The sequence below is a fragment of the Phreatobacter sp. AB_2022a genome, from assembly GCF_026847585.1.
GTDB lineage: Bacteria > Pseudomonadota > Alphaproteobacteria > Rhizobiales > Phreatobacteraceae > Phreatobacter.
In genome coordinates this window covers 1-12,433 of the sequence record NZ_JAPSET010000025.1, presented here as the reverse complement: position 1 = coordinate 12,433, position 12,433 = coordinate 1, and the positions used below count along the sequence as shown (strand labels likewise).

The following is a 12,433-nucleotide window of genomic DNA, read 5'->3' as shown; positions in this document are numbered from 1 at the left end:
CCTGTGGGCCGTGCATGCGCATTTCCGCGACTTGCGAGGCTGGCCATGTCCGAGGAACCCGTTCTCTACGCACGCCTGCAGGGTGGTGTCCTGGAGGTCGCGTCCGACCGCCTCACCCTGCGTTCGCCGTCCGGCCGCCTGGTGGCGGTCGAGGATCACGTGCGCACGCTCTTCGCCAAGGTGCCGGAGATCCGCCTCATGACAGTGGATGAGGCGCCCTGGATCCTGTCCCACCACATCCTCACCGCGCCGTTCCGGCGGGCCGCCTGATCGCCTTCCCCGCTCCAACGGATCTTTTGCGCCGCTGCCGCGTTTGGCCCGGCGTCGTCACGCCGCGGGCTGAATGCCGCTCACCCGCCGTTCATCATGGGCGTGCCATGGCCTTTCTCCCGCGGCCGGCGCTATAAGCGGCGGGCCGCTCCTTTTCTCGTCGCGCGAAGGTTCATCCCGCATGTTTCCAAAACCGCTGCCGTCGCTGACCCCGAACACAGCCGCCTATGAATCGCTGCCGATGGTCAAGCCCACGGGCTTCCGCGAATATGACGCCCGCTGGTTCTTCGGCAAGGAACTCAACCTGATGGGCGTGCAGGCCGTCGGCATGGGCCTCGGCACGCTGATCGGCCGGCTCGGCGTCAAGCGCGAGATCGTGGTCGGCCACGATTTCCGCAGCTATTCCGCCTCCATCAAGATGGCGCTGGTCTCCGGGCTGATGGCCGCCGGCTGCAAGGTGCGCGACATCGGCCTGGCCATGTCGCCCATGGCCTATTTCGCCCAGTTCGAGCTGGACGTGCCTTGCGTCGCGATGGTCACCGCCAGCCACAACGACAATGGCTGGACCGGCGTCAAGATGGGGGCGCAGCGCCCGGTCACCTTCGGGCCCGACGAGATGTCGGCCCTGAAGAAGATCGTGCTGGAGGCTGATTTCGACCTGGTCGGCGGCGGCTCCTACCTGTTCATCGAGGATTTTGCCGGCCGCTATATCCGCGACCTCACCAACCGGCCGAAGATCAGCCGCAAGCTGAAGGTGGTCGCCGCCTGCGGCAACGGCACGGCCGGCGCCTTCGCCCCGCAGATTCTGGAAAAGCTCGGCTGCGAGGTGATCCCGCTCGATGCCGAGCTCGATTTCAACTTCCCGCGCTACAACCCGAACCCCGAGGACATGAAGATGCTTCATGCCATGGCGGATGCGGTGAAGGAGCACGCCGCCGATGTCGGCCTCGGCTTCGATGGCGACGGCGACCGTTGCGGTGTCGTCGACAATCACGGCGAGGAGATCTTCGCCGACAAGATCGGCGTGATGCTGGCGCGCGACCTTGCCAAGGTGCACGGCCCCTCGCAGTTCGTGGTCGACGTCAAGTCGACCGGCCTGTTCGCCTCCGATCCGGAGCTGAAGCGGCTCGGCGCCACCACCGACTACTGGAAGACCGGCCATTCCTACATCAAGCGACGGGTGCGCGACCTGAAGGCGCTGGCCGGCTTCGAAAAGTCCGGCCACTTCTTCTTCAATGCGCCGGTCGGGCGCGGCTATGACGACGGTGTCGTGACCGCGATCGCCGTCATCGACATGCTCGACCGCAATCCCACCAAGTCGATGGCCGAGCTCTATGCCGACGTGCCGAAGACCTGGGGCACGCCGACCATGGCGCCGAAATGCGCCGACGAGGTCAAATACGACGTGGTCGATCGCATCACCAAGCGCTTCGAGGACATGCGCGACCACGCCCAGCGCGTCGCCGACCATGCCATCGTCGACATCGTCACCGTCAACGGCGTGCGCGTCACCGCCTCCGACGGCACCTGGGGCCTGGTGCGCGCCTCGTCGAACAAGCCGGAACTGGTGGTCGTGGTGGAGAGCCCGGTCTCGGAGCAGCGCATGCGCGACATGTTCAAGGCGGTCGACGCAGTGGTGCGCGAGAACCCGGAAGTCGGCGAATATAACCAGACGATCTGACGTAGCGTAAAAAATTCCGGCGGGCACGCCATCGGCCCGCCGGAATTTACCAGTCGTTAACCATGCCGTGTGAGGCTTTCCCGGACAAAGCAGGCCGGGGGGCTCCATGACTGAAACGACGTCCGTCAGCGACGACATCAAGCGCGTGACCCATCGCGCGGAAATCGAAACCCTGCGCGCCATCACGAGCGGCATCGCCTCGTTCGGCGCCGCGGTGCGCAGCAGCCCGCTGAGCAATACGCAGAAGTCGCGCGTGCTCGCGAGCCTCGCCGAAGCCTCCGGCAACATGCTGGTCGCGACCAGCACCTACATGACCGAGCTCGGCGCCGCCCGCACCCAGTAGCGCCGGCGGCAAGGCCTGCGGACCGCCATCGGGTGCCGCGCCGGCTAGCGGAAACTGCCATGTCCGCCGGAGCCCGCACGGCGCCGGCGGTCTTCCGTCGTCCGCGGCCCGGCGGACGCGGCGGATGGGCGCATCCGCCCGGTTTTGCTTGCAAAGAATCCGGCTCGGCCTATGTCATCGATCCGTCGCGCCTCCGTCATTCGCCTGTCTGCTTGATGCGGGACGAGGAGCGACGGGCATGGGACGAATCGACGCGGGTCGGTCTCGCCGTCATGCCGTCGGGAGACAACGGCCATGACCGAGCCGGTCGCCAAGCGCCAGATGACGCCGATACGTGCCTTCGACCCGTCGGTCTGGGCCGACCAGGGACGCAAGATCATCCCGATGATGCGCGCCTATGGCGGCATCCGCCTGCGCGATGCCCGCGCGGACCTGCCCGAGACGCTCGGCCGCATCGGTTCGCTGGAGGTCAGGCTCGCCGCCAATGCCGCCGAAGTGCGGCGGGCGCAGAAGCTGCGCTTCAAGGTCTTCTACGAGGAGATGCAGGCGATCGCCGACGGCGCCTCCAAGCTGGCGCGCCGCGACATCGATGCCTTCGACGCGATCTGCGACCACCTGGTGGTGATCGATCACGACGTGATCAAGCGGCCGCGCTTCGGTCCGCCGCGGCCAGCCATCGTCGGCACCTACCGCCTGCTGCGGCAGGAGGTGGCCGACCGCCATGGCGGATTCTACACCGCCTCCGAATTCGACATTTCCGGCCTGCTCGCGCGCCACAAGGGCCTGCGCTTCCTCGAACTCGGCCGGTCCTGCGTCAAGCCGGCCTACCGCAACAAGCGCACGGTGGAACTGCTCTGGCACGGCATCTGGACCTATGTGCTGCGGCACCGGATCGACGCCATGTTCGGCTGCGCCAGCCTCGACGGCACCGATCCGCGCGCGCTGTCGCTGGAACTGTCGTTCCTGCATCACCATGCCGCGGCGCCCACCGAATGGGCGGCGCGCGCGCTGCCTTCGCGTTATGTCGGCATGGACCGGCTGTCCAAGGACGCGGTCGACGTCAAGCGCGCGCTGCATGCCCTGCCGCCGCTGATCAAGGGCTATCTCCGGCTCGGGGCGCATATCGGCGAGGGCGCCGTGGTCGACCACCAGTTCGGCACGACCGACGTCCTGGTGGTGCTGCCCGTCTCGGCGATCAATCCGCGCTATATCGGCCATTTCGGCGCGCAGGGCGAGCGCCACGCGGCATGATGGGCGCCGGGCGGCCCGGGACGCCGACGTGCCGGGCTGGCGCGATTGGCGCCACCGGATCGTGTGCGACGCGGCGGCCGGCCGTCACACGGCCTGGCCGGCGCTCCAGCCCGAGGACCAGGCCCACTGGAAATTGTAGCCGCCGAGCCAGCCGGTGACATCGACCACCTCGCCGATGAAATAGAGACCGGGCACGGCGCGCGCCTCCATGGTGCGGGAATCGAGATCGCGGGTGTCGACGCCGCCGAGCGTCACCTCGGCGGTGCGATAGCCCTCCGAGCCGTTCGGTTTCACCCGCCAGCCATTGACCGCCGCATCGACGCGGGCGAGCTGCTTGTCGGAGAGATCGGCAAGATTGCCGGCAAGGCCGAACTCCTCGGCAAGATGCTGGGCGAGGCGTTTCGGCAGGTGCGCGGCAAGCGCCGTCTGCAGCGCCTGCCGGCCGTTCGCCGCGCGCGCCGCGCGCAGGGCCGCCATCAGATCGGTGCCGGGCAGCATGGCGATGCCGATCTCGTCGCCCTCGCGCCAGAACGAGGAGATCTGCAGGATGGCCGGGCCGCTGAGCCCGCGGTGGGTGAACAGCATGGCCTCGGCGAACCGGGTCTTGCCGTGGCTCGCCACGGCATCGACCGCGATGCCGGCGAGGGGGCCGAGCCGGGCGAGCAGGTCGGGCGCGAAGGTGAGCGGCACGAGGCCGGGACGGGTCTCGACGAGGCCGAGGCCGAAGCGCTCCGCCAGCTCGTAGCCGAGGCCGGTCGCGCCCATTTTGGGGATCGACTTGCCGCCGGTCGCCACCACCAGGGCCGTCGCGACGACGGACCCCTGGTCGAACGCGATATGAAAACCGTCCTCGCGCCTTGCCACATCGCGCAGCGTCGTCCTCAGGCTGAGCTCGACGCCGTGACGGCGCATCGCGCCGGTGAGGAGATCGATGATCTCGCGGGCCGATCCGTCGCAGAAGAGCTGGCCGAGGGTCTTTTCGTGAAAGGCGATGCCGGCCGCCTTCACCCAGCCGATGAAGTCGTGCTGGGTGTAGCGGCTGAGCGCCGAAATGCAGAAGCGCGGATTTTGCGACAGGAACTGGCGCGGGCTCGTATTGAGATTGGTGAAGTTGCAGCGGCCGCCGCCGGAAATGCGGATCTTCTCGCCCGGCGCGGCGGCATGGTCGACGACCAGCACGCGGCGGCCGCGCTTGCCGGCCTCGATCGCGCACATCATGCCGGCCGCGCCGGCGCCCAGCACGACCGCGTCGTAGCGGGCCGGTGAAAGCCTGGCGCTCATCGGCCGGCGCCCTTGGGATCGCGCTCCGTCATCGGCTCAGTGAACGGCGACGGGATCGCCGACGGCGATGCGGCCGCTGGTCCTGATGCCGACATAGATGCCGCAATCGGCATGGCCGTAGGTGCGCATCAGGACGGCGGGGATCATGACGTCGCGCATCGCCGTCTTCGGATTGACGGTCGTCGCGGCGCAGCGCTCGGTGCGCTTGAGGCCGTGCACCTGGACGCCGCCGAGCCGCACCGGCTTGTCGATCCAGTCGAATTCGGCGAAGGCCGGCAGATCGTCGAGATAGATGTTGGCGCGGAAGCGCAGCGGGTCGAGCGCCATGCCGACCTCCTTCTCCAGCGCCCGGACGGTGGCCAGATTGATGACCGAGGCGAAACCCGAACGCGAATCCATGAAGCGGAAGCCGGCCGGGGCGGTCAGCACCCTGGGCTCGCCGGCGAGCTCCCGGCCGAGGAACCCCCTGAAGAAGGCTTCGACCGCCGCACGCCCCTCCGCCGTCGCGAGATTCGCGCGGACCGGCTCGATTCCGTCGCCCGCTATGCCGAGCTCGCCGCTCGCGGCCTCGTAGCGCGTCTTCAGCTTCGCCAGCGCCGCCTGGCGCGCCAGGACCAGGAACTTGGTCTTGGGCTGGTGTTCCGGGGCGGCGGGGTCGAAGCCGGAGGGGCCATTCTCGATGGCGAACAGCCGATCGCCGGGAAAATGCGCCGCAGCCGTCAGTTCCGCTTCCGTCAGCGGTTCGGCGGAAAGCCCCTTGACGGGATAGCGATAGAGCGCGGCAATGCGGGCGGCCATGGCGAAACGTCCTGCGTCGTGATCGGCGGCCCCGACGTGGCGGAAGGCGCCGGCCGGGTCAAGTTCAGCGCCGGTCACTCATGGTTGCGGGCCTGTCGTGCGGATCACGACGGCGTGAGATTGCCTCTTCCGTCCCGCGGCCCGCCTCCCCATATCCGGCCTGCCGGTCGCTTCGGGGCCGGACATCAATTCGGTCGGACGCTTCATCCGGGCTCAGGCGAGACGGCGGGGGCGGGCAGAAGGAGAGGCCAGATGAATTTCGACAAATATACCGAGCGCGCGCGCGGTTTCGTGCAGTCGGCCCAGATGCTGGCAACGCGCGAGGGGCATCAGCAGTTTGCGCCGGAGCACCTCCTGAAGGTGCTGCTCGACGATCCGGAGGGCCTGTCGGCCGGACTGATCCGCCAGGCGGGTGGTCAGCCGCAGGTCGCACTCGCCCGGACCGAGGAGGCGCTGGCGAAGATTCCGAAGGTGCAGGGTTCCGGCGCCGGCCAGCTCTATCTGGCGCCCGGCATTGCCCGCGTCTTCGCAGCCGCCGAGAAGGCCGCCGAGAAGGCCGGCGACAGTTTCGTCACCGTCGAGCGGCTGCTGCTCGCGCTGGCGCTTGAAAAAGATACCGAGGCCGGCAAGGCGCTGAGCGCCGCCCATGCCACCCCGCAGGCGCTGAACAAGGCGATCGAGGCGCTGCGCAAGGGCCGCACGGCCGATTCGGCCTCGGCCGAGAACGCCTATGACGCGCTGAAGAAATATGCCCGCGACCTGACCGCCGCGGCGCGCGAGGGCAAGCTCGACCCGGTCATCGGCCGCGACGAGGAGATCCGCCGCACCATCCAGGTTCTGTCGCGCCGGACCAAGAACAATCCCGTGCTGATCGGCGAGCCCGGCGTCGGCAAGACCGCCATCGTCGAGGGCCTGGCGCTGCGCGTCATCGACGGGGACGTGCCGGAGAGCCTGAAGGACAAGGCGATCCTGTCGCTCGACATGGGCGCGCTGATCGCCGGCGCCAAATATCGCGGCGAGTTCGAGGAGCGGCTGAAGGCCGTCCTGCAGGAAGTGACGTCGTCCGACGGCGGCATCGTGCTGTTCATCGACGAGATGCACACGCTCGTCGGCGCCGGCAAGGCGGACGGGGCGATGGACGCCTCCAACCTCCTGAAGCCGGCTCTGGCGCGCGGCGAGCTGCACTGCATCGGCGCGACCACGCTCGACGAATATCGCAAGCACGTGGAGAAGGATCCGGCGCTCGCCCGCAGGTTCCAGCCCGTCTTCGTCGACGAGCCCTCGGTCGAGGACACCGTTTCGATCCTGCGCGGCATCAAGGAAAAATACGAGCAGCATCACCAGGTCAGGATCACCGACGGCGCGATCGTCGCCGCGGCGACCCTGTCGAACCGCTACATTACCGACCGCTTCCTGCCCGACAAGGCGATCGACCTCGTCGACGAGGCGGCCGCGCGGCTGCGCATGCAGGTCGATTCCAAGCCGGAAGAGCTCGACGAGATCGACCGGCGCGTGATCCAGCTCAAGATCGAGCAGGAGGCGCTGAAGCGCGAGACCGATGCCGCCTCGAAGGACCGGCTGAAGCGGCTCGACAAGGACCTCGCCGCTCTCGAGGAGGAGAGCGCCGCGCTCACCGCGCGCTGGAAGGCGGAGAAGGACAAGCTTGGCGCTGCCGCCGACATCAAGCGGCGGCTCGACGAGGCGCGCAACGGCCTGGCCAATGCCCAGCGCAAGGGCGATTGGGCGAAGGCGGGCGAGCTGTCCTACGGCGTCATTCCCGAGCTCGAGAAGCGGCTCGCCGAAACCGAGCAGCAGAGCGCCAGCGCCATGGTGGAGGAGGCGGTGACCGCCGACCATGTGGCGCAGGTCGTCTCGCGCTGGACCGGCGTGCCGGTCGACCGGATGCTGGAAGGCGAGCGCGACAAGCTCCTGCGCATGGAGGACGAGATCGGCCGCCGGGTCGTCGGCCAGGGCGAGGCGGTCAAGGCGGTCTCGACCGCGGTGCGCCGCGCCCGCGCCGGCCTGCAGGATCCCAACCGGCCGATCGGCTCGTTCATGTTCCTCGGGCCCACCGGCGTCGGCAAGACCGAGCTGACCAAGGCGCTCGCCGAGTTCCTGTTCGACGACGAGACCGCCATGGTCCGGATCGACATGTCCGAATATATGGAGAAGCACTCGGTGAGCCGGCTCATCGGGGCGCCTCCCGGCTATGTCGGTTATGACGAAGGCGGCGCGCTGACCGAGGCGGTGCGGCGGCGGCCCTATCAGGTCGTGCTGTTCGACGAGATCGAAAAGGCCCATCCCGACGTCTTCAACGTGCTGCTGCAGGTGCTCGACGACGGCCGCCTGACCGACGGTCAGGGCCGCACCGTCGATTTCCGCAACGTGCTCGTCATCATGACCTCGAATCTCGGCTCCGAGCTTCTGGTCATGCAGAACGAGAACGAGGACGTCGACCAGGTGCGCGACGGCGTGATGGCCATCGTGCGCGGCCATTTCCGCCCCGAGTTCCTGAACCGGGTCGACGAGATCATCCTGTTCGGCCGCCTGAAGCGCGAGCAGATGACCGCGATCGTCGAGATCCAGCTGAAGCGGCTGCAGAAGCTGCTCGACGAGCGCAAGATCGTGCTCGACCTCGACGGCAAGGCCAAGGCCTGGCTCGCCGACAAGGGCTACGATCCCGCCTATGGCGCGCGCCCCTTGAAGCGCGTGATCCAGAAATGGCTGCAGGATCCGCTGGCCGAGAAGCTGCTCGGCGGCGAGATCAAGGACGGCGATACGGTGAAGGTGACCGCCGGCACCGACCGCCTGTTCTTCGAGACCGGGGCGGCGGCGGTCGCGGCGGAGTGAGCCGCGACGCCGTGATGCCTCCCGGGCACCGCTTCGGGGCCGGCCGGTTCAGGCCGGCCCCGCTGCCGTAGCCCTTGCCGTCTTTCCAGGGTAGAAGGCCGGTCATGACCACGTTCAAACCCATTCATGTCGTCGGCGGCGGCCTTGCCGGCTCGGAAGCGGCCTGGCAGATCGCCGGTGCCGGCGTGCCGGTCGTCCTGCACGAAATGCGCCCGGTGCGCGAGACCGACGCCCACAAGACCGACGGGCTGGCCGAGCTCGTCTGCTCCAATTCCTTCCGGTCCGATGATGCCGAGACCAATGCGGTCGGGCTCCTGCATGCCGAGATGCGGCGGGCGGGCTCGCTGATCATGCGCATGGGCGATGCCCATCAGGTGCCGGCCGGCGGCGCGCTGGCCGTCGACCGCGACGGTTTCAGCCAGGGCGTCACCGCCGCGCTCGAGGCGCATCCCCTGGTGACCATCGAGCGCGGCGAGGTCGCCGGCCTGCCGCCGGCGGACTGGGACAGTGTCATCGTCGCGACCGGGCCGCTGACCTCGCCGGCGCTCGCCGCGGCGATCCAGTCGATCACCGGCGAGAATGCGCTCGCCTTTTTCGACGCGATCGCGCCGATCGTGCATTTCGACACGATCGACATGGAGGTGGCCTGGTTCCAGTCGCGCTACGACAAGGCGGGGCCCGGAGGCACCGGCGCCGACTACATCAACTGCCCGATGAACCGCGAGCAGTACGAGGCTTTCGTCGACGCGCTGCTCGCCGGCGAGAAGACCGAGTTCCGCGAATGGGAGGGCACGCCCTATTTCGACGGCTGCCTGCCGATCGAGGTGATGGCCGAGCGCGGCCGCGAGACCTTGCGCTGGGGCCCGATGAAGCCGGTCGGGCTGACCAACCGGCACAAGCCGACCGAAAAGGCCTATGCCGTCGTCCAGCTTCGGCAGGACAACAAGCTCGGCACGCTGTTCAACATGACCGGCTTCCAGACCAAGCTGAAATATGGCGAGCAGACGCGCGTGTTCCGGATGATCCCCGGCCTGGAAAAGGCGGAGTTCGCCCGGCTCGGCGGCATCCACCGCAACACCTATCTGAACTCGCCGAAAATGCTCGACGAGACGCTGCGCCTGAAGGCCGAACCGCGCCTGCGCTTCGCCGGCCAGATCACCGGTTGCGAGGGGTATGTCGAGAGCGCGGCGATCGGCGGCATGGTCGGCCGTTTCGCCGCCGCCGAACGTCTCGGCCAGGCTCCCATCCTGCCGCCGGCGACCACCGCCCATGGCGCGCTGATCAACCACATTACCGGCGGCCACGTGACGACGATCGACGAGGGGCCGCGCTCGTTCCAGCCGATGAACGTCAATTTCGGCCTGTTTCCGCCGCTCGCGCAGAGCCCGACCAAGGGGCCCGACGGCCAGCGCCTGCGCGGGCCGGCCAAGACCCAGGCGCGCAAGAAGGCGCTGTCGCAGCGCGCGCTCGCCGATTTCGACGCCTGGCTCGGCGCGGCTCGGTCGCTCGCGGCCGAATAGGTTCGTTGGCAGAAGGGCCCGGCGCTAGCGGCGGGTCTCGGCGGTCACGCGCGTTTCGGCGCGGTCGCGGGTCATCAGCGCATCGATGCGGTCGCGTTCGCGGATGAACTCGGCGAGCGCCCGGCCTTCCAGCTCGCGGCCGCGCGGCACGCGCACGCGCATCGGGTCGACGAAGCGGCCATTGACCAGCACCTCGTAGTGCAGGTGCGGGCCGGTGGCGAGGCCGGTATTGCCGAGATAGCCGATCACCTGCCCCTGGCGCACGCGCACGCCCTCGGAGATGCCGCGGGCGAAACCCGACATGTGCGAATAGGTCGAGGTATAGCCGTTGGCGTGCTCGATCTCGATGCGGCGGCCATAGCCGCTCTGCCAGCCGGCCTTGATCACCGTGCCGTTGCCGGCGGCGATGATGGGCGTGCCGATGCGGTCGGCCCAGTCGACGCCGGTATGCATCTTGTAATAGCCCATGATCGGGTGCCGGCGCATGCCGAACTCCGAGCGCATCTGCCCCGAGGTGATCGGCTTGCGGATCAGGAATTTGCGCGCCGATTTGCCGTTCTGGTCGTAGTAGTCGACGACCCCGTCGGCGGTCGAGTGGAAGCGATAGAAGCGGCGGGTTTCGCCGCCCGTCGTCAGCGAGGTGTAGAGAATGTCGCCGCGTTCGGCGTCGCCCTCCTCGTCGGAGGCGTAGAACACCTCGAACAGGTCGCCAGGCCCGACGCGGCGATTGAAGTCGACGTCGTGGGAGTAGAGGCGGATCATCTCGTCGATGATCGGCTTCGGGATCTCCTGGCGCAACGCCGTCTCGTAGATGGCGTTGTAGAGGCGCATGCCCGAGCCTTCGTCCTCCTCCTCGGCATCCTGCGTGATGGTCGCGGCGTCGGCCGGGTCCTCCATGGCGACGTAGCGCCCCTCGTCGGAAAGCGCGACGGCCGATTCCGGCGCACGGTCGCCCAGCACGATGATGCGCACCGGCTGCTGCCGGCCCGACGGGCCGAGCGCGAACAGCACGCGCACGCGCTGGTTCTCGCGCAGGGTGATCTCCCGGCCGCCGCGGCTGAAGGCCATGGCGATGAGGCGGGCGTCCTCGCGCGTCGCGCCGAGTTCAAGCATGATCGAAGAGATGGTATCGCCGGCCTTGGCGACGGCCACCCGGTCCGGTGGCGTCTGGCCGGAGGTCGCTGCCGGGGTATCCGCCTTCTGCACGCGCGATACGTTGGGGGCGGCCGGATCGAGCCCGGGATCGGCGCCGGCCTGGACCGGCGGCTGTGGCAGCGCGACCGGAATGGCCTGCTCGCGCCGCATCGCCACCTCGCGGACGCGCGTGAGGATCTCATCCGTCGTCAGCGTCATCATGCTGCGCTCGGACAGGGCCATGCCGCTCATGTCGCGGGTGACGATGGTCATCTCGCCGTCGGTGTCCGGCTCGGCCTCGGGCGCCCGTTCGGGCTGGTCGCCGGCGAGCAGGCGCAGCGGGTTGAATTCGGGAATGTCGTAGTCGCCGCTCGAGGTCTGCACGAGGTTGGCGACCACGCGCGTATGCGGCCGCACCCGGATGATCTCGCGGTCGCCGACCCGCAGCGTCTGGGAGACGCGGATGGTCTGTTTGGAGGTGGCAAAGGCATCGGCCAGCGGGGTCAGGCGATCGCCCTTGCGCGCGGTATTGGTCGGCCGGTCGGCAACGGGGCCGGCCGCACGCACCAGGGGCGCCATGATCTCGGCGGGCGCGGCGGGCCGGGTCGGGTTTTCGAGCGCGGCCCAGACCGCGCCGCCCATCAGCCCTGCGCCGCAGAGACCAGTGAGCACCGTTCCGGAAAACCAGCGGACATTGATGCCGCGCCCCTCGATGCCGCGACGCGTCGAGCCGTCGGCCGACAGCGGCGGCTCGTTGCCGAGCGCCAGCGTCGGCTCGTCGTTCTGCCTCCCATAAGTCGATCGGCGTATGGGCTGCAAACTGAAGCTCTCCGTGACGACAGCGGCGCTGCCGCGGCATGCAGGACTGATGATGCGGGCGGACGTTGCCCGGACGACTCGGCGCCGTCAAGCGATGCGGCGTCTCAAAAGGGCTTGGAATGTGGCGTGGTGAGGGCCGAAGGTGCGGCCTGTCCCCGTCCTGCGGCCGTGGCGGCCCCCGGTTTCGTCCCGGCCGAGGCTATCAGCCCGCGCATGTCGCGCGCGCCCGCGCGAGGGCAGGCAGGATGTGGCGGCTGGCCTCGCCAATTGAGGGGCGAGCGGGGGCCCGCCGGGGCTTCCCTGGCCCGGCAGGTTTCCGTTAACTTCTGGAAAGGCGAGTGTTTACCGGGGGATGGGTCGGGTTTTGGGGGATCTGTCCACAGGGCGGCGGGGAGTGTGTCGTGGCGGTGTCATTTTCTTTTCGCTGGCGTGTTGACAGTCGGAGAAGGGTTGGCCTATAACCCGGCCATCGACGCGGCGCCGCGC

At 68.6% G+C, this 12,433-nt stretch carries 9 protein-coding genes; 6 read left to right on the top strand and 3 right to left on the bottom strand.

The window, feature by feature from the left end; genetic code table 11:
• Window positions 1-45 precede the first annotated feature (45 nt).
• The 4 genes from OZ671_RS18355 to OZ671_RS18340 all read left to right on the top strand — a co-directional run bounded on the left by OZ671_RS18355 (window position 46) and on the right by OZ671_RS18340 (window position 3,545).
• Window positions 46-270, top strand: coding sequence for a hypothetical protein (locus OZ671_RS18355; protein ID WP_268862086.1), 225 nt, complete (start codon window positions 46-48; stop codon window positions 268-270).
• Between the two features lie 181 nt (window positions 271-451).
• The gene (locus OZ671_RS18350; protein WP_268862085.1) at window positions 452-1,951 is read left to right on the top strand and encodes a phosphomannomutase/phosphoglucomutase; all 1,500 of its coding nucleotides are present in this window, start codon (window positions 452-454) and stop codon (window positions 1,949-1,951) included.
• A 106-nt stretch (window positions 1,952-2,057) separates the two neighbouring features.
• Window positions 2,058-2,294, top strand: coding sequence for a hypothetical protein (locus OZ671_RS18345; RefSeq protein ID WP_038302600.1), 237 nt, complete (start codon window positions 2,058-2,060; stop codon window positions 2,292-2,294).
• Between the two features lie 384 nt (window positions 2,295-2,678).
• Window positions 2,679-3,545 (top strand): GNAT family N-acetyltransferase, encoded by an 867-nt coding sequence (locus OZ671_RS18340; RefSeq protein WP_268862146.1) that lies wholly within the window; start codon window positions 2,679-2,681, stop codon window positions 3,543-3,545.
• 84 nt (window positions 3,546-3,629) lie between these two features.
• Here OZ671_RS18340 and OZ671_RS18335 read toward each other — a convergent pair whose 3' ends face one another.
• Both OZ671_RS18335 and OZ671_RS18330 read right to left on the bottom strand, forming a co-directional pair.
• A complete protein-coding gene (locus OZ671_RS18335) occupies window positions 3,630-4,826 on the bottom strand; it encodes an NAD(P)/FAD-dependent oxidoreductase (RefSeq protein WP_268862084.1) in 1,197 nt (398 codons plus the stop codon).
• A 36-nt stretch (window positions 4,827-4,862) separates the two neighbouring features.
• A complete protein-coding gene (locus tag OZ671_RS18330) occupies window positions 4,863-5,624 on the bottom strand; it encodes an MOSC domain-containing protein (protein WP_268862083.1) in 762 nt (253 codons plus the stop codon).
• A gap of 252 nt (window positions 5,625-5,876) precedes the next feature.
• On the opposite strand from OZ671_RS18330, the gene clpB reads away from it, so the two are divergent.
• Both clpB and trmFO read left to right on the top strand, forming a co-directional pair.
• Entirely contained in the window at window positions 5,877-8,474 is a 2,598-nt protein-coding gene (clpB, locus tag OZ671_RS18325; RefSeq protein ID WP_038302596.1) for an ATP-dependent chaperone ClpB, read from the top strand.
• Window positions 8,475-8,578: 104 nt separating this feature from the next.
• Window positions 8,579-9,994 carry a methylenetetrahydrofolate--tRNA-(uracil(54)-C(5))-methyltransferase (FADH(2)-oxidizing) TrmFO gene (trmFO, locus tag OZ671_RS18320; protein WP_268862082.1) on the top strand — a complete coding sequence of 472 codons (1,416 nt, stop codon included), beginning with the start codon at window positions 8,579-8,581 and terminating at the stop codon, window positions 9,992-9,994.
• A 24-nt stretch (window positions 9,995-10,018) separates the two neighbouring features.
• On the opposite strand, the gene OZ671_RS18315 is transcribed toward trmFO, so the two are convergent.
• Window positions 10,019-11,947, bottom strand: a complete 1,929-nt coding sequence (locus OZ671_RS18315) for a M23 family metallopeptidase (protein WP_268862081.1) — start codon at window positions 11,945-11,947, stop codon at window positions 10,019-10,021.
• Between the last annotated feature and the right edge of the window lie 486 nt (window positions 11,948-12,433).